The sequence below is a fragment of the Sphingomonas sanguinis NBRC 13937 genome (genome assembly GCF_001591005.1).
Lineage (GTDB): Bacteria > Pseudomonadota > Alphaproteobacteria > Sphingomonadales > Sphingomonadaceae > Sphingomonas > Sphingomonas sanguinis.
In genome coordinates this window covers 1-19,160 of sequence record NZ_BCTY01000039.1, presented here as the reverse complement: position 1 = coordinate 19,160, position 19,160 = coordinate 1, and the positions used below count along the sequence as shown (strand labels likewise).

The 19,160-nt window shown below is 66.9% G+C and carries 21 protein-coding genes and 1 other RNA gene; 12 read left to right on the top strand and 10 right to left on the bottom strand.

All coding sequences use genetic code 11. The features are described 5' to 3' along the window. Positions 1–2: 2 nt before the first annotated feature. The 3 genes from SSA01S_RS14195 to SSA01S_RS14185 are packed head-to-tail and all read right to left on the bottom strand — an operon-like array spanning position 3 to position 2,415. Positions 3–308 (bottom strand): 2Fe-2S iron-sulfur cluster-binding protein, encoded by a 306-nt coding sequence (locus SSA01S_RS14195; RefSeq protein ID WP_061780876.1) that lies wholly within the window; start codon positions 306–308, stop codon positions 3–5. Next, positions 305–1,366, bottom strand: coding sequence for a cysteine desulfurase family protein (locus tag SSA01S_RS14190; RefSeq protein ID WP_061780875.1), 1,062 nt, complete (start codon positions 1,364–1,366; stop codon positions 305–307). The genes SSA01S_RS14195 and SSA01S_RS14190 overlap by 4 nt, the downstream gene beginning before the upstream one ends. Then, a complete protein-coding gene (locus tag SSA01S_RS14185; protein WP_082795106.1) occupies positions 1,363–2,415 on the bottom strand; it encodes a cysteine desulfurase family protein in 1,053 nt (350 codons plus the stop codon). Before SSA01S_RS14185 ends, SSA01S_RS14190 begins: the two co-directional genes overlap by 4 nt. Positions 2,416–2,524: 109 nt before the next feature. On the opposite strand from SSA01S_RS14185, the gene SSA01S_RS14180 reads away from it, so the two are divergent. Further along, positions 2,525–3,181: an alpha/beta hydrolase gene (locus SSA01S_RS14180; protein ID WP_007404127.1), complete on the top strand. Its 657-nt coding sequence runs from the start codon at positions 2,525–2,527 to the stop codon at positions 3,179–3,181. A gap of 64 nt (positions 3,182–3,245) precedes the next feature. On the opposite strand, the gene SSA01S_RS14175 is transcribed toward SSA01S_RS14180, so the two are convergent. The 4 genes from SSA01S_RS14175 to SSA01S_RS14160 form a co-directional block, all read right to left on the bottom strand. Beyond that, positions 3,246–3,941 carry an aspartate/glutamate racemase family protein gene (locus tag SSA01S_RS14175; protein ID WP_061780873.1) on the bottom strand — a complete coding sequence of 232 codons (696 nt, stop codon included), beginning with the start codon at positions 3,939–3,941 and terminating at the stop codon, positions 3,246–3,248. A 58-nt stretch (positions 3,942–3,999) separates the two neighbouring features. Beyond that, on the bottom strand, positions 4,000–5,223 hold the full coding sequence (locus SSA01S_RS14170; RefSeq protein WP_061780872.1) for a flavin monoamine oxidase family protein: 1,224 nt from the start codon (positions 5,221–5,223) through the stop codon (positions 4,000–4,002). Positions 5,224–5,225: 2 nt separating this feature from the next. After that, positions 5,226–6,131, bottom strand: a complete 906-nt coding sequence (rpoH, locus tag SSA01S_RS14165; protein ID WP_007404166.1) for an RNA polymerase sigma factor RpoH — start codon at positions 6,129–6,131, stop codon at positions 5,226–5,228. Positions 6,132–6,199: 68 nt separating this feature from the next. Next, positions 6,200–7,147 carry an RluA family pseudouridine synthase gene (locus SSA01S_RS14160; RefSeq protein WP_058733080.1) on the bottom strand — a complete coding sequence of 316 codons (948 nt, stop codon included), beginning with the start codon at positions 7,145–7,147 and terminating at the stop codon, positions 6,200–6,202. 18 nt (positions 7,148–7,165) lie between these two features. Here SSA01S_RS14160 and SSA01S_RS14155 point away from each other — a divergent pair, with 18 nt between their 5' ends. From SSA01S_RS14155 to rnpB, 9 genes are all read left to right on the top strand, one after another. Beyond that, positions 7,166–7,570, top strand: coding sequence for a M67 family metallopeptidase (locus tag SSA01S_RS14155; protein ID WP_061780871.1), 405 nt, complete (start codon positions 7,166–7,168; stop codon positions 7,568–7,570). Positions 7,571–7,614: 44 nt separating this feature from the next. Beyond that, a complete protein-coding gene (locus tag SSA01S_RS14150; RefSeq protein WP_061780888.1) occupies positions 7,615–8,259 on the top strand; it encodes a histidine phosphotransferase family protein in 645 nt (214 codons plus the stop codon). A gap of 61 nt (positions 8,260–8,320) precedes the next feature. Further along, positions 8,321–10,645 carry a chemotaxis protein CheA gene (locus tag SSA01S_RS14145; RefSeq protein ID WP_061780870.1) on the top strand — a complete coding sequence of 775 codons (2,325 nt, stop codon included), beginning with the start codon at positions 8,321–8,323 and terminating at the stop codon, positions 10,643–10,645. Further along, on the top strand, positions 10,645–11,073 hold the full coding sequence (locus SSA01S_RS14140; RefSeq protein WP_061780869.1) for a chemotaxis protein CheW: 429 nt from the start codon (positions 10,645–10,647) through the stop codon (positions 11,071–11,073). The genes SSA01S_RS14145 and SSA01S_RS14140 overlap by 1 nt, the downstream gene beginning before the upstream one ends. A gap of 81 nt (positions 11,074–11,154) precedes the next feature. Then, on the top strand, positions 11,155–11,520 hold the full coding sequence (locus SSA01S_RS14135; RefSeq protein WP_058733076.1) for a response regulator: 366 nt from the start codon (positions 11,155–11,157) through the stop codon (positions 11,518–11,520). 38 nt (positions 11,521–11,558) lie between these two features. Beyond that, the gene (locus SSA01S_RS14130; protein ID WP_061780868.1) at positions 11,559–12,647 is read left to right on the top strand and encodes a chemotaxis protein CheB; all 1,089 of its coding nucleotides are present in this window, start codon (positions 11,559–11,561) and stop codon (positions 12,645–12,647) included. 50 nt (positions 12,648–12,697) lie between these two features. Further along, entirely contained in the window at positions 12,698–13,549 is an 852-nt protein-coding gene (locus SSA01S_RS14125) for a CheR family methyltransferase (RefSeq protein ID WP_061780867.1), read from the top strand. A gap of 82 nt (positions 13,550–13,631) precedes the next feature. Continuing rightward, positions 13,632–14,321 carry an N-acetylmuramoyl-L-alanine amidase gene (locus SSA01S_RS14120; RefSeq protein ID WP_061780866.1) on the top strand — a complete coding sequence of 230 codons (690 nt, stop codon included), beginning with the start codon at positions 13,632–13,634 and terminating at the stop codon, positions 14,319–14,321. Between the two features lie 67 nt (positions 14,322–14,388). Continuing rightward, positions 14,389–14,769, top strand: an RNA gene (gene rnpB / locus SSA01S_RS14115) — RNase P RNA component class A. Positions 14,770–14,793: 24 nt separating this feature from the next. Here rnpB and SSA01S_RS14110 read toward each other — a convergent pair. The 3 genes from SSA01S_RS14110 to SSA01S_RS14100 all read right to left on the bottom strand — a co-directional run bounded on the left by SSA01S_RS14110 (position 14,794) and on the right by SSA01S_RS14100 (position 18,154). Continuing rightward, positions 14,794–15,873 carry a hypothetical protein gene (locus SSA01S_RS14110; RefSeq protein WP_156477819.1) on the bottom strand — a complete coding sequence of 360 codons (1,080 nt, stop codon included), beginning with the start codon at positions 15,871–15,873 and terminating at the stop codon, positions 14,794–14,796. Positions 15,874–15,938: 65 nt separating this feature from the next. Further along, positions 15,939–16,577: a carbonic anhydrase gene (locus SSA01S_RS14105; protein WP_061780864.1), complete on the bottom strand. Its 639-nt coding sequence runs from the start codon at positions 16,575–16,577 to the stop codon at positions 15,939–15,941. Further along, positions 16,574–18,154 carry a SulP family inorganic anion transporter gene (locus tag SSA01S_RS14100; RefSeq protein WP_156477817.1) on the bottom strand — a complete coding sequence of 527 codons (1,581 nt, stop codon included), beginning with the start codon at positions 18,152–18,154 and terminating at the stop codon, positions 16,574–16,576. The genes SSA01S_RS14105 and SSA01S_RS14100 overlap by 4 nt, the downstream gene beginning before the upstream one ends. A gap of 185 nt (positions 18,155–18,339) precedes the next feature. On the opposite strand from SSA01S_RS14100, the gene SSA01S_RS14095 reads away from it, so the two are divergent. Together SSA01S_RS14095 and SSA01S_RS14090 are read left to right on the top strand one after the other, a co-directional pair. Next, the gene (locus SSA01S_RS14095; protein ID WP_061780862.1) at positions 18,340–18,879 is read left to right on the top strand and encodes a J domain-containing protein; all 540 of its coding nucleotides are present in this window, start codon (positions 18,340–18,342) and stop codon (positions 18,877–18,879) included. Continuing rightward, on the top strand, positions 18,876–19,160 hold a 285-nt coding region (locus tag SSA01S_RS14090; RefSeq protein WP_061780861.1), incomplete at its 3' end, for a hypothetical protein. The genes SSA01S_RS14095 and SSA01S_RS14090, both read left to right, overlap by 4 nt.

Genomic DNA, 19,160 nt, shown 5'->3' with positions numbered 1-19,160 from the left:
GTTCATGGAAGCCGGGCGATCAGCCCGTCGAGCGCCGGGGTCAATGCGATCTGGCAGGCGAGGCGGCTGGACCGGGTGGCGTTGGGCACCAGGTCCAGCATGTCCTCTTCCTCCGCGCTCGGCGCAGGCAGGCGGTCGACAAAGGCCGGGTCGATCAGGACGTGGCAGGTCGCACAGGCCATCTGTCCGCCACAGGTGCCCTCCAGCGGTTGCCCCGCCCGCTGTCCGGCACGGAGCAGCGTTTCGCCGGGAACCGCCTCGGTGGCGACCGTCGTGCCATCTGGGGTGAAAAAGGTCAGCGCGATCATCGTCCTTGTGCCCTTGCGGCGGTGTTGATCCGATCGATCGCGTCGGTCAGCTCGACCTCGCTGGTGTAGCGCCCGAAGCCCAGCCGGATCGAGGATTTCGCTTCCCGCTCTGTCAGGCCCAGCGCGGTCAGCACATGGCTGGGCCGCCCCGATCCACTGGCGCAGGCGCTCCCAGCCGAGAAGGCGATGTCGCGGCAATCGGACATGAGTCGCGCGACGTCCAGCCCGTCGCGACGCACGTTGAGGTTGCCGTGGTAGCGACGCTCGGTCGATCCGTTGATCGTCCAGTCCGGGCCGAGCCGCTCGACCGCCAGCGACCAGAGCCGCTCGACATGATCGGCATCTCGCTCGGCCTGCGTGGCCATCAGCCTCGCCGCCGCGCCGAACCCGGCACAGAGGGCGGGGCTGAGCGTGCCCGACCGGCCGCCCTCCTGGTCCCCGCCATGCAGCAGCGGGGGCAGGGTGATGCCGTCGCGTATCCATAGTGCCCCGATGCCCTTGGGACCATAGATCTTGTGCGCCGAGACGGCGATAAGGTCGACCGTTTCGGGGATGGCGATCCGGCCATAGCCCTGCACGGCGTCGCACAGCATCCAGGCGCCAGAGCGATGGGCTAAGTCGGCCAGCGCGGCGACCGGCTGGATCGTGCCGACCTCGTTATTGACCAGCATCGCGGCGACCAGCCCGGTGCCGTCCGCCACCGGCTGCGGCTCTACCAGGCCTTCGCCATTGACCGGCAGGACCGTCAGTGGCCGCCCCGTCGCCTGTGCCGTGTCGAGTATGGCGGCATGTTCGATGGCGGTGGTGACGATGCCGCCGCTGGCGCCCTTGATCGCCCAGTTCAGCGCCTCGGTCGCGCCGCTGGTGAAGACCACCCGGCCGCCCGCCGGGAGCAGCGCGGCCACCTGATCGCGCGCCACCTCGACGGCGGCGCGCGCCTGCCGTCCGGCACGGTGCGGGGAATGGGGGTTGGCATGGCCCTGTTCCAGCCAGGGAAGCATCGCCTTCAACGCCGTGGGGGCGAGCGGGGTCGTCGCCTGATAGTCGAGATAGATCACGCCGCCTCCACGCGCTTGCCGCGCGCGATCGCGCGCCAGGCGGTGACGAAGCGGTCGACATCCTCGCGCGTCGTCGTCCGCCCGAAGCTGACCCGCACCACCTCGCGCCCCGCCTCGACGCTCCAGCCGAGCGCGGCCAGCACATGGCTCGGCTTCAGGCTGCCGCTGGCGCAGGCGCTGCCAGCCGACACCGAGATTTGGGCGAGGTCGAATTGGATCAGCTGCGCGGCCGAGGGTTTGCCGGGCATGTGATAGCTGGCGATGGCGGGATGGCGGCGGCTGGCATCGGCGACCACGATCCCGCCCGAACGGCGGATGGCGTCATCCAAGTGGGCGCGCAGCTCGGCATGGTCGGGTTCTGCTTCCGCGAGCGCGGCGGCATAGCCCAGCACGCCTGGCATATTCTCGGTGCCGGGGCGATAACCGCGCTCCTGTCCGCCGGTCGGCGCGAGCAAGGCGAGGTCGCGGACCAGCAGCGCGCCGATCCCGGGCGGCCCGCCACGCTTGTGCGCCGACAGCGCGACGAGGTCGGCATGGGCGATCACCTCCGGGTCGGCCCCGGCGGGCATCTGCGCCGCATCGACCAGCAGGATATGGCCTGCGGCGTGGATCGCCTCGGCCAGTTCGGCGACAGGCTGGCGCCCCCCGGTTTCGCTGTTCGCCCACTGCACCGTCACCACGGCACGCGGGCCGCTCAGGTCAGGCAGCTGCAGCACCCCGTCCGGGCCCACGGACATGACGATGGCATCCGGAGCGGCGCGCAATACGGCGTCATGGTCGATCGCCCCGACGAAGCGGCGCTCCGCCATCGACCGGGTGAGCGCGATCGCCAGCGACTCGCTCGCCCCGCTGGTGAACAGGAGATCATGCGTCCAGCCCAGCGACCGGGCGATGCTGGCGCGGGCATCCTCCAGCGCGCGCTTGGCGGCGCGCCCCTCGGCATGGGGGGAGGAGGGATTGGCCCAGATGGCACAGCCATCCGCCAGGGCGGCGCGTGCCGCCTCGGTCATCGGAGTCGTCGCGGCATGATCGAGGTAAAGACGGGACAGGGTTCGTTCCCTCGCTGGAATGATCGAACAATTGCGAAAAGGGGCTTGCCGCCTATATAGCGCAAGGTTCCCGGCGCTCCACCAGCGCGATCCAGATCGGCGAGTTTTGATGCCTGAAGTCATTTTTCCTGGCCCCGAAGGCCGCCTCGAAGGCCGTTTCGCTCCCGCTCCGCGTCCGCGCGCGCCCGTCGCCATGATCCTGCACCCGCATCCCAATGCGGGCGGCACGATGAACAACCGGATCGTGCAGGAACTCTACAAGACCTTCCAGCGGCGCGGCTTCGCCACGCTGCGCTTCAACTTCCGCGGCGTCGGCAAGAGCCAGGGCACGTTCGACAACGGCATCGGCGAACTGTCCGACGCCGCCTCGGCGCTGGACTGGGTGCAGAGCTTCCACCCCGAAGCCTCGACCACCTGGATCGCGGGGGTCAGCTTCGGCGCGTGGATCGGGATGCAGCTGCTGATGCGCCGCCCGGAAATCCGCGGCTTCATCTCGGTCGCGCCGCCCGCCAACATGTACGACTTCACCTTCCTGGCGCCGTGCCCTTCTTCGGGCATCATCATTCAGGGCGAGGCCGACGAGGTCGCCACCCCGGCAGCAACCCAGAAGCTGGTCGACAAGCTGCGCACCCAGAAGCACATTACCATCCATCACGACACCATTCCCAAGGCCAACCACTTCTTCGAGCACGAAATGCCCGAGTTGATGGGGTCGGTGGACCGCTATCTGGACATGCGGCTGGACCCGAACTCGCCAATCCGGTGATCTGGCCGGAATACGGAATGGAAAAGGGCCTCGGCGAAAGCCGGGGCCTTTTTTGTGATCGGGTTCAGTCGGCCAGCGCTCGTTCGACGGCAGCTTGCGCATGCAGCGCGGTCGTGTCGAACACCGGTACGGGACTGTCCTGCGCGCCGATCAATAGCATGATTTCGGTACAACCCAGGATGATCGCCTCGGCTCCGGCCTCGACCAAGCGGCCGATGACCGCGCGATAGCGATCGCGGGACGTATCGAGGATGCGACCCGCGACCAGCTCCTCATAGATGATGCGGTGAACTTCGGCACGATCTGCGGCATCGGGAATGACGACGTCGAGCCCGTGACTCTCCGCCAGCCGCCCCTTGTAGAATTCCTGCTCCATCGTGAAGGCGGTGCCAAGCAGCCCGACGGTTCGCCGTCCTGCAGCCTTGATCCGCTCCGCCGTGGGGTCGGCGATATGGACGAGCGGAACCTTCACTGCCGCCTCGACCGCCGGTGCCGTGCGGTGCATGGTATTGGTGCAGATCAGCAGCAGTTCGGCACCGCCTGCCTCTAGCATTCGCGCCGCCTCGGTCATCCGGGCGGTTAGGCCGTCCCAATCGCCTTTGTGCTGCAATGCCTCGATCTCGGCGAAATTGAACGACCAGAGCAGGCAGGAGGCCGAAGCGGTCGGGCCGAGGCGCGCGCGAACCCCTTGATTGATGATGCGATAATACTCGGCCGAGCTTTCCCAGCTCATGCCGCCAATCAATCCTATCGTTCGCATTCTGTGCCCCGCCCCGCCAATGCCCGGCCAGGATGATGGGGGAAGCGGGTGGAAATGCCTAGGGAGCGATCGAGAGGATTTTCCGCGCCGCCGCTACGCCCGTCTGATACGCCCCGTGCGCCGTCGAGAAATCCTCGTGCGAGCATGCTTCGCCCGCGAAGAACAAGCGGCCATCGACCGGCTCGGCCAGTGTCTGGCGTGACCCGGCATGGCCGATCTTGGCATGGCTGTAACTGCCGCCGACCCATGGCGTCCTTCGCCACCGGGTTGCATCCAACGGGGTAAGCCGCTTGCGCCAGTTGCTGCCCAACAGTGCCACCAGTTCGTCTATCGCGAAGGCCGTCGCCGCGCCGTCTTCCTCCAGCGCCTCGGCGCAGGGGCCGCCGAAGAAACTCTCGACGATCGGCCAGCCGAAGGGTGAGAGGCGATGGCTGGCGGTGCAGGCGCTACGAGGGTTGCCGGTCAGATGGGCATGGGCAGGCCAAGGCAGGGGGCCTTCGACTGACAGGAACACCTTGTCGGCGATACCGAGCGGCAGCGCGGCGGCGGCATCCTGTTTGGCGGGGAGCGGCGGATCGAAGGTGAGCTTGCCTTGCGCCAGTACCGTTGTGGGGACAGCGACGATGACCTGATCGCCTTCGAGTGTGCCTGCCGAGGTGTCGATGCGGATCGTCTTCCCGCGATGATCGATCCTCGTTGCGGTTGCGCCGGTACGAATGGTCAGCCCAGCGGCGTGGTGCGCGACGACGGTGCCATAGCCCTCGACCACCGCCCAATTGTCATCGGTCGCGGCATTCTCATAGGCTGCCCAGTCGTGGAGCGACACCTCGGCCAAAGACGCCCCATTGGCATAGCCCGAGACCGCGTCGATCATCGGCTGCCAAGGATCGTCATTCGCCACAAAGTCGGACAGCGGCCGATCTGGCCCGTCGAGCGCCGCTATCGCCGACGTCTCAAACCGGGCATAGGCCTCGCCCGAGGCGCGCTTCTGGTCAGGAGGGAAGCCCAGATCGTTCCACTGGATTTGCCAATTGGGCCGGCGGCGATCGATGGTGAAGCCCGCTTGCTGGGCAATGCGGGTCCAGGGGTTGCGCTTGGCGGAATGGAGCCAGCCGCAGCCATGATCCACGACGTGCCCGGTCGGCAGACGAACGCTCCGGGCCCGTCCGCCCAACCGATCCGCCGCCTCGATCAGCAGGACCTCACGTCCCGCGTCGTGCAGCGTACGCGCCGCCGCGATCCCGGCCGCGCCGCCGCCGATGACGACGGTGCGGCCGGTCATGCTCAAGCCGCCGCCAGCAGCCGCTTTTCACCGGCGATGCGCATCATCGCCTTTTGCAGCTTCTCGAACGCGCGCACCTCGATCTGGCGGACGCGCTCGCGGCTGACGCCGTAGACCTGGCTCAACTCTTCCAGCGTCTTGGGATCGTCGGTCAGGCGACGCTCGGTCAGGATGTGCTTCTCGCGATCGTTCAGGTCGTCCATCGCGCTGACCAGCATGTCGTGGCGGACATCTGCCTCCTGCTGCTCGGCGACGACCGAATCTTGAAGCGGTGCGTCATCGGCCAGCCAGTCCTGCCACTGGCCTTCGCCATCCTCGCGCATCGAAACGTTGAGCGACGTATCGCCCCCCATCGCCATGCGGCGGTTCATGCTGATGACCTCGTCCTCGTTGACGCCCAGATCGGTGGCGATCTTGGTCACGTCCTCAGGGCGCAGGTCGCCGTCCTCGAACGCGTCGAGCTTCGACTTCATCCGGCGCAGGTTGAAGAACAGCTTCTTCTGGGCCGCGGTGGTGCCCATCTTCACCAGGCTCCACGAGCGCAGGATATATTCTTGGATCGAGGCCCTGATCCACCACATCGCATAGGTCGCCAGGCGGAAGCCGCGATCGGGCTCGAACTTCTTCACGCCCTGCATCAGGCCGATATTGCCCTCCGAGATCAGCTCGGAGGTGGGCAGGCCGTAGCCGCGATAACCCATCGCGATCTTCGCCACGAGACGCAGGTGCGAGGTGACGAGCTGCGCCGCCGCCTCTGGGTCGCCATGCTCCTGGAAGCGCTTGGCGAGCATATATTCCTGCTCCGGGGCAAGGATCGGGAATTTCTTGATCTCGGCCAGATAGCGGTTGAGCGACTGCTCCCCGCCCAGTGCAGGAATCGTCGCCGGGACGTTGCTGCCTTTTGCCATGATCCTTATCTCCCTTTCTGGAGCGTCAATCCGTTTCGCCCCGTCGTCGGGCGCGAGGCGGTCTTCTGCTATACGTGAAGCCGACTGAACAGTTCCTGCATATCGGCGGGCATCGGGCTCTCAAACGCCAAAGCGTTACCACTTATGGGATGAATAAAGCCCAGATGCGCCGCGTGCAGGGCTTGGCGCCGGAAATCGAGTTCATCGAGCAGGGCTTTTTGAGCACCCTTTGTTCTACCATAAACCGGGTCGCCCAGCAAGGCATGGCCGAGCGATTGCATGTGCACGCGCACCTGATGCGTCCGCCCGGTTTCCAGACGGCATTCGACCAGCGCGGCGTTGTTCAGCTTCTCGATGGTGCGGTAATGCGTCACGGCGCGCTTGCCGCCCTGCACGATTGCGACCTTTTTGCGGTTCTGGGGACTGCGCGCGAGTGGCGCGTCGACCGTACCGTCGGCGGGGCGAGGTATGCCGCCCGTGATAGCGCGGTAACGGCGGTCGATCGAGTGCGCGGCGAACTGCTTGGCCAGCCCCTCATGCGTGCGGTCGGTCTTGGCTGCGACCATCAGGCCCGACGTGTCCTTGTCGATGCGGTGGACGATGCCGGGCCGCGCGACGCCGCCGATCCCCGACAGCGATCCGCCGCAGTGATGGAGCAAAGCATTGACCAGCGTGCCGTCGAAATTTCCTGCCGCCGGATGCACGACCAATCCGGCGGGCTTGTCGAGCACGATCAGATGTTCGTCCTCATACGCGATGACGAGCGGAATATCCTGCGCCTCGTTATGCGCAGGCAGGGGGGCGGGCACGGCAACCTGGAACAGGTCGCCGCCCGTCGCGCGCTTGGCGGGGTCTCGGGCCATCACGCCGTCGCGGGTCACCGCGCCGCTGTTGATGAGGACCTTCAGCCGTTCGCGCGACAGGGTAGGCACCGCATCGGCCAGCGCGCGGTCCAACCGCCAGCCGTCCGCTGTGGGCGCGATCCGCGCATCGATGATGGAAACCCCCCGGTCCATAGGCTACCCCATTTGGGCATGACCGTAACGATTTCAAGCGATACGCTGGACTTCATTCGCACCGCCGCCGCCGCGTCGCCGGATTGGGAGGTGTGCGGGCTGCTGCTGGGCGAGGGGGATCGCATCGACGGCGCGCAGGCTTGCGCCAATGTCGCGGCCGAGCCCTGGCACCGCTTCGAGATCGATCCGGCCGCGCTGATCGCCGCGCACCGGGCGGCGCGGGCCGGGGGGGCGGGCGTGATCGGCCATTATCATTCCCATCCGACCGGTCTGGCCGAGCCCTCGCCCCGCGATGCCGCGGACGCCGCGCCCGACGGCAGTATCTGGCTGATCGCGGGCGGTGGACAGGTCACCGCCTGGCGCGCGGTGGCGGCGGGTCGGCGACATGGCCGCTTCGATCCGCTTACACTTGCTTGCGCATGATGAAGGCCCACGTCACAAAGGGCCAGTTTGTCGAGGGATTTTTCATGACCGTCAGCCCGGTGGATTTCGCGAGCCTGTTGTGTTCGCGACTGTGCCACGATCTTTTGTCGCCGGTGGGGGCGCTCAACAACGGGCTGGAGTTGCTGGCCGACGAGACCGATCCGGCGATGCGCGAACGCTGCATGGAGTTGCTGGCGGACAGCGCGCGCGCCTCGGCCAACAAGCTGAAATTCTTTCGCCTGGCCTTCGGCGCCGGCGGTGGTTTTTCCGATCGGGTCGATATGGGCGAGGCGAAGGCCGCCATCGAGGGGCTGCTGATCGACAATCGCCGCACGACGCTGGGCTGGCTGGTCGACCAGCCCAGCCTGCCCAAGCCTGCGGTCCGCATCCTGATGAACCTGGCACTGATCGCGACCGAGGCGCTGGCGCGCGGCGGCACCATCGACATTGGCGCAGAGGCCGGGCGCGAGGCGATCGAGATCGCGATCCGTATCGAGGGGCCACGCATCCTGCTCGACCCCGAAATTCGGCGGACGCTGATGGAGGGGCAGGGGATCGAACCGCTGGCGTCGCGTACCGCGCCCGCCTTCCTGGTCCATACGCTGACCACCGAACATGGCGGCATGACCCTGGTTACCGAACCCGCGCCCAATACCATGATCCTGGGTGCGGCGATCCGCGCGGGGTAAACACCCTTTTAATCTTGTGGCGGCAAGAGGGTGGGCGAAGGGAGCGCGCCCTCGGGGACTTATGGACGACCTGCTGCAGGAATTCATTGCCGAGACCCGCGAAACGCTGGACGCGCTGTCCGGCGAGATCGTCGCATGGGAATCGGACCCGGCCGACCGTGCGCGCCTGGATGCGATCTTCCGCTTCGTCCATACGGTGAAGGGCAGCTGCGGCTTTCTGGACCTGCCGCGCCTCGCCCGCCTCAGCCATGCCGCCGAGGATGCGCTGGCCGCCGTGCGCGACGGACATCGTGCCCCCGATACCGGGCTGGTCGATGCCGTGCTCGCGATCGTCGACCGGATCGGCGCCATCGTCGAGGCGATCGCCGCCGGCACGCCGGAGGATGATTCCGGCGACGACCTATTGATCGCAGCCGTTGCACATATCGAGGAAAAGGCCGTCGCCGCCGCGCCCCGCGCGGCTCCGGCTCCGCGCGTCGCGCCGCGCAGCATCCGCCTGAACGTCGATCTGCTCGATCGGATGATGAGCGGCATGTCGGACATGGTGCTCGCCCGCAACGAACTGGCCCGGCGGCTGCGCGACGAGGGGCTCGACCCGCGTGTCGAGGCGGCGCTCGACCGGCTGTCGCTGACCGTGGCGGACATGCGCGACACGGTGACCCGCGCCCGGATGCAGAAGGTGGACGGGCTGTTCTCCGCGCTGCCCCGCATGGTACGCGACACCGCCGCCGAGCTGGGCAAGGCGGTGTCGCTGAAGATCGAAGGGTCGGACGTCGAACTCGACCGCGAGATGATCGAGATGATGCGCGATCCGCTGGTTCACATCATCCGCAATGCCATCGATCATGGTATCGAAAGCCCCGTCGAGCGTCGCCGCGCGGGCAAGTCGCCAACCGGCCATATCCAGGTCACCGCGCGCCAGTCGGGCAACCAGATCCTGATCGAGGTCACGGATGACGGTGCCGGGATCGACGTCGCGCGGGTTGCGGCCAAGGCGATCGCGACCGACCTGCGCTCCGCCGCCGAAGTCGCGGTGATGACCCCGGCGGAAAAACTGAAGCTGGTGTTCGAGCCCGGCCTGTCGAGCCGCGATACCGTGTCGACCATGTCGGGACGCGGCGTCGGCATGGATGTGGTCCGCGCCAATATCGAGCATGTCGGCGGCCGCGTCGCGCTCGACAATCGGCCTGGCAAGGGACTGACTATCGCCATCCATGTCCCGCTGACCCTGTCGATCATGTCGACCATCGTCATTGCGGTCGGCACGCAGCGTTTCGCCATCGCCCGCCAGGCGATTGAGGAGATCGTGAAGGTGCGCGGCGAACAGGTACGGATCGATCCGGTCGGCGACATCCGCATCGCCACAGTGCGCGGACGCCGCCTGCCCATGCTGCCGCTCGCGCCGTTCCTGGGGATAGGGGAGGGCGATCCCGCCAATCTGGTCATCGTCTCGACCCGCGACGGTGATTATGCGCTGGGCGTCGACGATGTGCTCGACACCGAGGAAGTGGTGGTCAAGCCCGCCGCACCCGCCGTCATGGCGACGGGGCTCTATGCCGGACAGACCCTGCCCGACAGCGGCCTGCCCATGCTCCTTCTCGACGGTGCGGGGCTGGCGACGGCGGCGGGCCTGCGCTTCCAGCGCGAGGTGATCGCCGCGACCGAGGAAGAGGCGGAGGAGGCGACCCATCCCGCCCTGTTGTTCGAGGATTTGGACGGGGTGCGCCGGACCATGCCGCTGGCCGCGATCGACCGGGTGGAAAAGGTCGCCACCTCGGCCGTGCATCGTTCGGGCGGGCGTGTCCGGCTGGTCATCGGCGAGACGACCGTGCCGCTCCACCATGTCGATCCGGTCGCGCTCGACGACGCGCTGACCGGTCGCGAGATCGAGGTGATCCGCCTGACCGATGGCGAGGCGGAATGCGCCTATGCCATGACGACCGCGCTGGAGATTATCCCGCTGCCCGCCGAGATCGCCGCGTCCTCCGGGGGCATCGTGCTGGGCGTCACGGTCTGGGACGGCCAGGCGATCGAAATCCTCGACCCGCTGACGCTGTTCCTCGACATGGAGGGCAGCAGCGAGGGCGGGGCCGGTGCGCCGCTCTGCCTGCTCGACGGGGCGGGGGCGGCCTGGATGGACCGGTTCCTGCGGCCCGTTCTGGAAGCGCATGGCTATCGTTGTGCCACGCGCTCGAGCGCCGATGAGGCCCCGGCCGTTCGCCTGGTCATGGAGGGTGAAGCGGGGGCCTGCGACCCGTCCGACGCGCCGGTCGTGCGCCTGCGCCGCGATCGGGAGGGGGGCACGGGCTCGGACAGCATTTATCGTTACGACCGTTCAGCGCTGATCGCCGCGCTGGCGGGCCATGCGCGTCGGGGAGGTCGCTGATGCCCTTGTTCCTGATCGCCAGCATCGCCGGGCAGGGTGTGGTCTTCGACGCCGATCAGGTCGATTCGGTGGTGGATATCGGCGAGGTGGTGGCCGTGCCGCGCGCCGAAGCATCGGTTCGGGGGCTGACCGCCTTGCGCAGCCGGGTCATCACCGTGGTCGACACCCGGCTCGCCTTGGGGCTGGAGCCGATGCCGCCGCATGTCCGCCGGGCGGTCATCACCCAGCAGGACGGGCATTATTACGCGATGCTGATCGACGCGCTCGACGATATCGAGATGTTCGAGACCAGCCCGATGCCGCACGTTCCCCCGGCCGAGGGGCGCTGGTCGCGCGCCGCCGACGGCATGGTGGTGCGCGACGGCGAGCCCCTGCTGGTCCTCGACCTCAAGCGGCTGGTGCCGCAGGCCGCATCGCTGGCGGCCTGACCGATTAACCGGGCCGTTACTTTCCCGCCTTATCGTGCAGGACGGGTCCCCACGGGGCCACGGTAGAATAGGGCGTACCGCATGAAAACCTGTCTCGTCGTCGATGACTCCAAGGTGATCCGCAAGGTCGCTCGCCACATCCTCGAAACGCTCGACCTCCAGGTGCGTGAGGCGGGGGACGGGCGCGAGGCATTGGAAGCATGCCTCGAATCGGTGCCCGATGTGATCCTTCTGGACTGGAACATGCCGGTCATGAGCGGCATGGATTTCCTGCGCGCGCTGCGCGAGGCCGATATCGCGCCGCGTCCGCGCATCGTCTTTTGCACCACCGAGAACGGCATGGCGCATATCCGCGCCGCGATCGATGCCGGTGCCGACGAGTACATCATGAAGCCGTTTGATCGCGACACGCTGGAAAGCAAGCTCCAGCTCGTCGGCATGATCTGAACCACTCGAGTCAGGTACGTCCCCGACGCTCCGTCGACATGGCATCGCTCATCCACTCCGATCCCGTCTCGACGGTGCAGCCCTCACGGGCCTTTGCGCCGACGCGCATTCTGATCGTCGACGATTCGGCGGTCGCGCGGGCGCTGATCGCCCGACAGATCGAACCGCATGAGCGGTTCGCGATTGCGGGTGCCGTTACCCATGTCGATGCCGCGCTGGAGTTCCTGAGCCGCCAGGCGGTCGACATCATCCTGCTCGACGTCGCGATGCCGGGCATGGACGGCATCACCGCGCTGCCCCGTATCCAGGCGGTGGGGCAGGGCGCGCGGATCGTCATCGTGTCCAGCTCGACCCCGACCGGCGGTGCCGCGGCGGTGCAGGCGATGGCGCACGGGGCGGCCGACACGCTGGTCAAGCCGCGACCGCAAGGACTGGCGGAATTCGGCGAATCCCTCATTCAGAAACTGGACGCGCTGGCCCCGCGCGACGACCGTCCGGCGCCGGTGCCTGCCCCCGTTCCCAACTCTGTCCGCCAGCCGGTCGGTATCGTCCTGCCCGACATCATCGGGATCGGTGCCTCGACCGGCGGCATCCATGCGCTCGCCAAGCTGCTCGGCCGTATTCCGGGCAGCGTTGCGGTGCCGGTCGTCGTCACGCAGCATCTGCCGGTCGACTTCGTGCCCTTTTTCGCGGCGCAACTCGCCACCGTCGCCCGCCGCCCGTGCGAGGTCGCGCAGGACCGGATGCGCGTGCGGCCCGGCCGGATCATCATCGCACCGGGCGATGCGCATATGACCTTTGTCCGCCTGACCGATGGCGGGGCCGCGATCCGCTTGAAGCATGAACGCGCGCGCAGCGGCTGCCTGCCCTCGGTCGACCCGATGTTCGCCTCGCTGGCCGAGCTTTGGGGCGACCGCGCCTGGGGTATCGTGCTGACCGGCATGGGCCGCGACGGGCTGGACGGCGCGCGGGCGCTGAAAGCCTCGGGCGGCCGCATCGTCGCGCAGAGCCGGGAAAGCTCGGTGGTCTGGGGCATGCCGGGCGCGGTCGTATCGCACCAACTGGCCGATACCATCCTGTCGCCGGAGGAGATCGGAGCCATGATCGCCACGGGACGTATGGCATGATGGGAGCGTCAATTCCATGGCCCGCCCCCGGCAGTCCACGAGGCACGCCCATGGCCGCGAGGCCGGGCGGGGTAGTGACGGCCCAGGCGCTGACCGTCCTCGCCGCGCTGCTCGAAGCCCGGACCGGGCAGCAGATCGCCAGCCATCGTTCGACCCGCGTCGATACCGTCCTGCTCCCGTTGATGCGCGAGCGCCGGTTCGACACGCTCGACCAACTGGTCAACGCGGTGCTGGACGGGCGCGATCCCCATCTGGCGGGCCGGGTGATCGACGCGCTGGTCAACGGCGAATCCTCCTTCTTCCGCGATCCGCACGTCTTCGACCATATCGTCGAGCGCGTCGCCGAGGTGGAGCGCAGCGGCCGCCGCGCGCGTATCTGGAGCGCCGGCTGCTCGACCGGGCAGGAGCCCTTGTCGCTGGCGATCGTCTTTGCCGAGCGCCAGCAGCAGATCGGCACGCCGATCCCCGAGATCGTGGCGACCGATGTCTCCGAAACCGCCATCGCCCGGGCCCGGACCGGTTGCTACACGCAATTCGAGGTCCAACGCGGCATGCCTATTCGCCGACTGGTCCGCTGGTTCGAGGGGCGGTCGGGCGACGAATGGACGGCCAAGCCCGAACTGATCCGCCATATCCAGTATCGTCAGCTCAACCTGATCGCCGACCCGGCCCCAAGCGGCCTGTTCGACCTGGTCCTGTGCCGCAACGTAATGCTGTACCTGGCGCCCGAGCCCAAGAAGCGCGCCTTTCAGGTGATTGCGGAGGCACTACGCCCCTCGGGCGGGTTGCTCCTGGGCGCGGGCGAGACGGTGATCGGCCAGACCGACCTGTTCCAGATCGCCGAGACGGGACGCGCGGTCTATGAGAAATGTGCGACCGATGGCCCATTTCGCTACGCCTGACCGGGGCGTGGCATGAAGCCATATCCTTGAACGTCCGATGCCGCTAACAGGGGCGATGAACCGGGGTCGTTCAGGAGGTTGCATGACGATCGTCGAAACGCCGTCGCCCAATTTCGACGCGCGTAGTCTGCCCATCATGATGATCGTATTGCACTATACGGGGATGCAGGACGCGGAATCGGCGATCGCCCGCCTGCGCGACCCGGACGCCAAGGTGTCCTGCCACTATCTGGTGGCCGAGGACGGCACGATCCTGCGCATGGTCGATGAAGAGAACCGCGCCTGGCATGCAGGCCGATCGCACTGGCGGTCGATCGAGGATGTCAACTCGGCCAGCATCGGCATCGAGATCGTCAATCCCGGCCATGAATGGGGCTATCGCCCGTTTCCCGACGAACAGATCGCCGCGCTGATGGAGCTGATGGCGGACATCCAGAAGCGCCACGGCATCACACGAGGCAATATCGTCGGTCATTCGGACATCGCGCCTGCCCGCAAGCGGGACCCGGGCGAGCTGTTTCCCTGGGGCACTTTGGCCCGCCGCCGCCTGGCGCTGCCGCGCCCCACCAAGAAGCTGATGGACCCGATGTGGACCGAGGCGGGCTTCTGCCTGGCGCTGGAGCGGTTCGGCTATGACGTGACCGACCGCATGGCGGCGATCATGGCGTTCCAGCGGCGCTTCCGTCCCGAACTGGTGGATGGGGAGATCGATGCGGAGTGCCGGATGATCCTGCTGGCGCTGTTGCTGCCGCGTCCGCAGGGGGATGATTGAGGGGGGCAGGGCGGCTCCGTCACAAACTCCTTGCCCTAATCCCCAATCCGTCTACATCCGCCCGCAGTCAGAGGGCCGGGCGGCCGCGGCCTCGGGTAACCGGGGGCGAGGAAAGTCCGGGCTCCACGGAATAACGGTGCCGGGTAACGCCCGGCGGGGGCGACCCCAGGGACAGTGCCACAGAGAGCAGACGGCCACGGCTTCGGCCAGGTCAGGGTGAAAGGGTGCGGTAAAAGCGCACCGCGGGTCCGGTAACGGAAACGGCATGGCAAACCCCACCGGGAGCAAGACCGAATAGGGATGGCATGGCGCGAAAGCGTCGGGGCGCGTTCCCGCCCGCTATCCGGGTTGGTTGCTTGAGGCGATGTGCAAGCATCGTCCTAGAAGAATGGTCGCCCATCCGGCTTTGGCCGGTGGACAGAACCCGGCTTACAGGCCCTCTGGCTGAATTTCCCGCATAGGCAGGGTCCGATCAGGACCCGCCCAGTGCCTCGGAATTGATCGTGATGTTGCCGCCCCGTGACTTGCCGGTGGGCGCTCCCTTGTTCACTAGGTCCCATACCTGTTCGGGGCGGGGCAGATTGTTGAACGATGGATAGCTGCTGGCGCTGTTATCCACGTCGTTCAATCGGACGGCATAGGATTTTGCCTTGTCGTTTTTGGCCTGGCTGATCAGATCCGGAAAGACATCGATCGTTCGTCCGGCATCGTACAGCGCGATCATATAGCCCTCGCTGTCGGCTGCTTGCCAACGATAGACGCCAAACGGCGTATGGCCCTCGCCATCGCGGCAAAGGGGCGCGGCCGGTTTTTCAAGTTCGGCATGGGGGTCTGTCTTGTTCTTCTCGACGACGCTAGCCATCGCGGCGCTCATCAACAGATTGGCGAGCATATTGGCCCCACCCGGCTTTTCCACTTTGGCCTTGGGCAGATGCGCGAAGTCGGTCTGGCTGGCGCAGGGCTGGATCGGCACCGCCGGGCCCGGATAGGCCGGTGTCGTCGCGATGGCGGGCTTCAGCGCGGCGATGATCTCGTCCATCTTGCCGTCGAGCGTCGTAGCAGTCAGCTTTTCGGCGGTCAGGCGTATGACCAGCAACCACTCCCCCATCGGCATTACCGCCAGCGACGTGCTGCGATAGGGGCTGCTCAGCAGCGACCAGCTCTGGCGCAAGCCGACCGCTGGGCCCGTGCCCATCGGCGCAAAGGCGATAGGGTCAGCGCTGGCCGGTGCGCCCTTGTCGAAGTTCTTGCGCTCCTCGATCGCGGCGCGCGAGCGGTCGAACCAGAGCGGCACGCTGGGCACCGCCGGGTGAAACACGAACAGCGTGGCGAAGACCGCCTTGTCGGGGCTCTCCAGCTTGACGGCGATGTCATGTTCCGAGGTCGTCGCGTCGGTGATCGCGGTGCGGTTCAGCCCGGCGACGCTCGACCGGACGATTAGTTTCGTCTCGGCGTGCATCCAGCCCTTGTTCGCCGGAACCTCCAGATCGCGCGCCGAAACACCGCTCGTCGCCAACAACGCGACCATCGCCGCCATACCCCAGTGCCGCATGTCATCCTCCCCCCATGGACCGGAGGAGGCTAGGCGGTCACCGGGGCGCGATCAAGCGGCCGCGATCAGACGAGGACCTTGTCGGGACGGACCATGCCGTCGAGGTCGGTATTCGCGTCGATCTCGAGCAGGGTTTTGATATGCCCATCGCGAATGTCATAGACCCAGCCGTGCAGCCACAGCTCGCGCTTTTCGGCAAAGGCCTTCTGGATCGTGTCGAGCCGGGCGAGATGGCGCAACTGTTCCATGACGTTCACCTCGACCAGCCGGTTGACCTTCGCGGCCTGATCCGGCTGGGCGTCGATCTCGTCCTGATGGCGGTGCAGCACGTCGCGGGCATTGGCCAGCCACCGGTCGACCGGCCCTTGCGTGCCGCCCTCCATCGTTGCCAGCACCCCGCCACAGCCATGATGGCCGCACAGGATGACATGGCGGACCTTCAGCACGTCGACCGCATATTGCACGACCGACAACAGGTTCAGGTCGTCGTCATGGACCAGGTTCGCGATGTTCCGGTGCAGGAACATGCCACCCGGCGGGGTCATGGTCATCTGCTCGGGCGTCACCCGGCTGTCGGAACAGCCGATCCACAGGAAGTCGGGCTTCTGCCCCGCCGTCTGGCGCTGGAAGAAGTCGGCCTTCTCCTCGAGGAGTTCGGTCGCCCAAGCCTTATTGGCGAGCAGCAGCTGCTTATATTCCCTCATGCGTAGCGCACTCCGGTCGATGGGGCATTGATGAGCGGCGTGGTCCGCTCGGCGATGTCGCCGCGCACGATCACGCTGATCCCACGGAAGTCGGCGCCCTTGATGAAGGCGTTGATGATGTCGACATTGTCGAGGTCGACATAGGAGGTCGAGGACAGGTCGATCAGCAGGTTGGCGCCGTCGGGCACCTTGGCCAGCGACTTCTGCAGCTCATATTTGTGCATGAAGTACAGGTTGCGCCGCGCGCGGATCAGGCAATCCTCGCCATCGGACGCGAAGGTCAGCGCCGGGCGGAAGTTGCGCGCCACGACGAAGACGAAACCGACGACCAGCCCGACCAGGATGCCGATCAGCAGGTCGGTGCGCAGGATCGCCAGGATGGTGACGATGAAGGGGATGAACTGGCTCCATCCCTGCTTGTACCGCTCGGTGAACAGCTTGGGCTTGCACAGCTTGTAGCCGGTGGCGATCAGTACGGCGGCCAGCGCGGCCAGCGGAATCTGGTTCAGCACGACCGGGATCAGCGCGACCGACAGCAGCAGCCAGGTGGCGTGCAGCATCGTCGACAGCTTGCTCTCCGCGCCCGCATCGACATTGGCCGAGGAGCGCACGATCACCGAGGTGACGGGCAGGCCGCCGAGCAGGCCGGAGACGATATTGCCGCCGCCCTGCGCCATCAGTTCCCAATTCTTGTCGGTGGTGCGGCGGCGCGGGTCGAGCTCGTCGACGGCCTTGACGCTCAGCAGCGATTCCAGGCTGGCCACGATCGCCAGCGTGATCGCGGTCGTCCACACCGCGCCCATGCCGATCGCCGAAAAGTCGGGAAGCTGGAACTGGCCGAGGAACTGCGACGCGCTGCCCGCGACCGGCACGCGGACCAGATGCGCGCCCGCCAGCTGCCAGTCGGGACGCGTCGCGCCCAGGATCATGTTGCCGACCACGCCGATGACGACGACGACCAGCGGTCCGGGTAGAAGGCGCAGCGGGCCTTGCTTGGGCTTGGCGTGATCCCACCAGAACAGGAAGGCCAGCGACACCGCGCCGATCAGCACCGCGCCCGGCGCGATGTCGTTGCTGATGCTGGTCCACAGGTCGGTGAAGGTGTTGCCACCCGCCCGGCTGGCATATTCAAAGCTGCCCTCGAAATCGCCGTCATAGCCGATGGCATGGGGGATCTGCTTCAGGATCAGGATCAGGCCGATCGCCGCCAGCATCCCCGTGATGACCGAGGAGGGAACGAACTCCGCCAACACGCCCGCGCGGGTGAAGGAGAAGGCCAACTGGAGCACACCCGCCAGCATCACCGCCAGCAGGAAGACCTGGAAACTGGGCAGCCGCTCGATCGCTTCGAACACGATCACGGTCAGACCGGCGGCGGGGCCCGCGACCGACAGGGGCGATTTGGACAGGAAGCCGACGACCAGACCGCCTGCGATCCCGGCGATCATACCTGCAAAAGGTGGTGCGCCCGAGGCGACCGCGACGCCGAGACAGAGCGGTAGCGCGACGAGCGCGACCACGATCGACGCCGGCACGTCGGCTCTGGCATTGGCCAGGAAGGAACGGTCTTGGGCCACGCTGGCTCCCGATAAGGCTGGTGTCCGCATATGTCCGAAGCGGACATGAATATATGATGACGTATATTTCATGAACGAGGGAACCATCGCCGGTCAAGCGATTCAGAGGCGCAGTCGGAAGGTCCGGTGCCGCAAAGCGAGGCGTCTATGCTTGCACCGCCGCGCAAGTCGCTTAAATCGGGCCGGTGGCGCGTTCTACTACTCGATCCAATGACTGGGGCTTTCCCCGCTGGCGCAGCTATGGCGCGTCGCGGGAGGCCAAGCCGGTGCGTATCTGCGACCGGCATGGTTGCGATCAGCCGGGCAACTGCCCCGCTCCCAAATCCCCCAACAGCCCCGACCGCTGGTATTTCTGCGAGGCGCACGCCGCCGAGTATAATCGCGGGTGGGACTATTTTCAGGGCTTGAGCGCCGAGGAAGCCGCCGCGCGCGAAGCCTCGGAACGGCAGACCAGCGCAGGCTATGCCCAGTCCAAGCACCAGGCCTGGGCCGGGCCGGGTGACGGCAGCCGCTCGCGGGATGAGATGCGCGCGCTGGATGCGCTGGGGCTGGAGCCGGATGCCGAGTTCGATCTGATCCGCGCAACGTGGCGCGGGCTCGCCAAGGCGAACCATCCCGATATCCGCCCCAACGACCCCGAGGCGGCGACGAAGTTCCAGCAGGTGCAGGCGGCCTATGAGGTCCTGCGCGCTGCCGAGGAACGCCGGAGCTGGAAGCCCGAATGATCCGTCGCGCCAAGGCGGACTGGGAAGCGACGGTGCTCGTTTGCGGCAAATGTTCGAAAAAGGTCGGCGGTGGGTTCGGGCCGAAGGGCAAGACGTCGCTGGCCAAGGCGCTCAAGCGGATCTTCGGCAACGGTCGCAAGGCGCCGGTCGGCGTGGTCGAAACGAAGTGCCTGGGGTTGTGTCCTAAGAATGCGGTGACCTTGGTGGATGGGCGACGGCCGGGAGAATGGCTGGTGGTGACGCCGGGCGAGGATGTCGAGGCGGTCGCCGCGCGGTTGGGA

Coding starts and splice junctions, on each gene's coding strand:
- SSA01S_RS14195 (WP_061780876.1), bottom strand. CDS start 308: ATGATCGCGCTGACCTTTTTCACCCCAGATGGCACGACGGTCGCCACC.
- SSA01S_RS14180 (WP_007404127.1), top strand. CDS start 2,525: ATGCCTGAAGTCATTTTTCCTGGCCCCGAAGGCCGCCTCGAAGGCCGT.
- SSA01S_RS14175 (WP_061780873.1), bottom strand. CDS start 3,941: ATGCGAACGATAGGATTGATTGGCGGCATGAGCTGGGAAAGCTCGGCC.
- SSA01S_RS14170 (WP_061780872.1), bottom strand. CDS start 5,223: ATGACCGGCCGCACCGTCGTCATCGGCGGCGGCGCGGCCGGGATCGCG.
- rpoH (WP_007404166.1), bottom strand. CDS start 6,131: ATGGCAAAAGGCAGCAACGTCCCGGCGACGATTCCTGCACTGGGCGGG.
- SSA01S_RS14160 (WP_058733080.1), bottom strand. CDS start 7,147: ATGGACCGGGGGGTTTCCATCATCGATGCGCGGATCGCGCCCACAGCG.
- SSA01S_RS14155 (WP_061780871.1), top strand. CDS start 7,166: ATGACCGTAACGATTTCAAGCGATACGCTGGACTTCATTCGCACCGCC.
- SSA01S_RS14150 (WP_061780888.1), top strand. CDS start 7,615: ATGACCGTCAGCCCGGTGGATTTCGCGAGCCTGTTGTGTTCGCGACTG.
- SSA01S_RS14145 (WP_061780870.1), top strand. CDS start 8,321: ATGGACGACCTGCTGCAGGAATTCATTGCCGAGACCCGCGAAACGCTG.
- SSA01S_RS14140 (WP_061780869.1), top strand. CDS start 10,645: ATGCCCTTGTTCCTGATCGCCAGCATCGCCGGGCAGGGTGTGGTCTTC.
- SSA01S_RS14135 (WP_058733076.1), top strand. CDS start 11,155: ATGAAAACCTGTCTCGTCGTCGATGACTCCAAGGTGATCCGCAAGGTC.
- SSA01S_RS14130 (WP_061780868.1), top strand. CDS start 11,559: ATGGCATCGCTCATCCACTCCGATCCCGTCTCGACGGTGCAGCCCTCA.
- SSA01S_RS14125 (WP_061780867.1), top strand. CDS start 12,698: ATGGCCGCGAGGCCGGGCGGGGTAGTGACGGCCCAGGCGCTGACCGTC.
- SSA01S_RS14120 (WP_061780866.1), top strand. CDS start 13,632: ATGACGATCGTCGAAACGCCGTCGCCCAATTTCGACGCGCGTAGTCTG.
- SSA01S_RS14110 (WP_156477819.1), bottom strand. CDS start 15,873: ATGCGGCACTGGGGTATGGCGGCGATGGTCGCGTTGTTGGCGACGAGC.
- SSA01S_RS14105 (WP_061780864.1), bottom strand. CDS start 16,577: ATGAGGGAATATAAGCAGCTGCTGCTCGCCAATAAGGCTTGGGCGACC.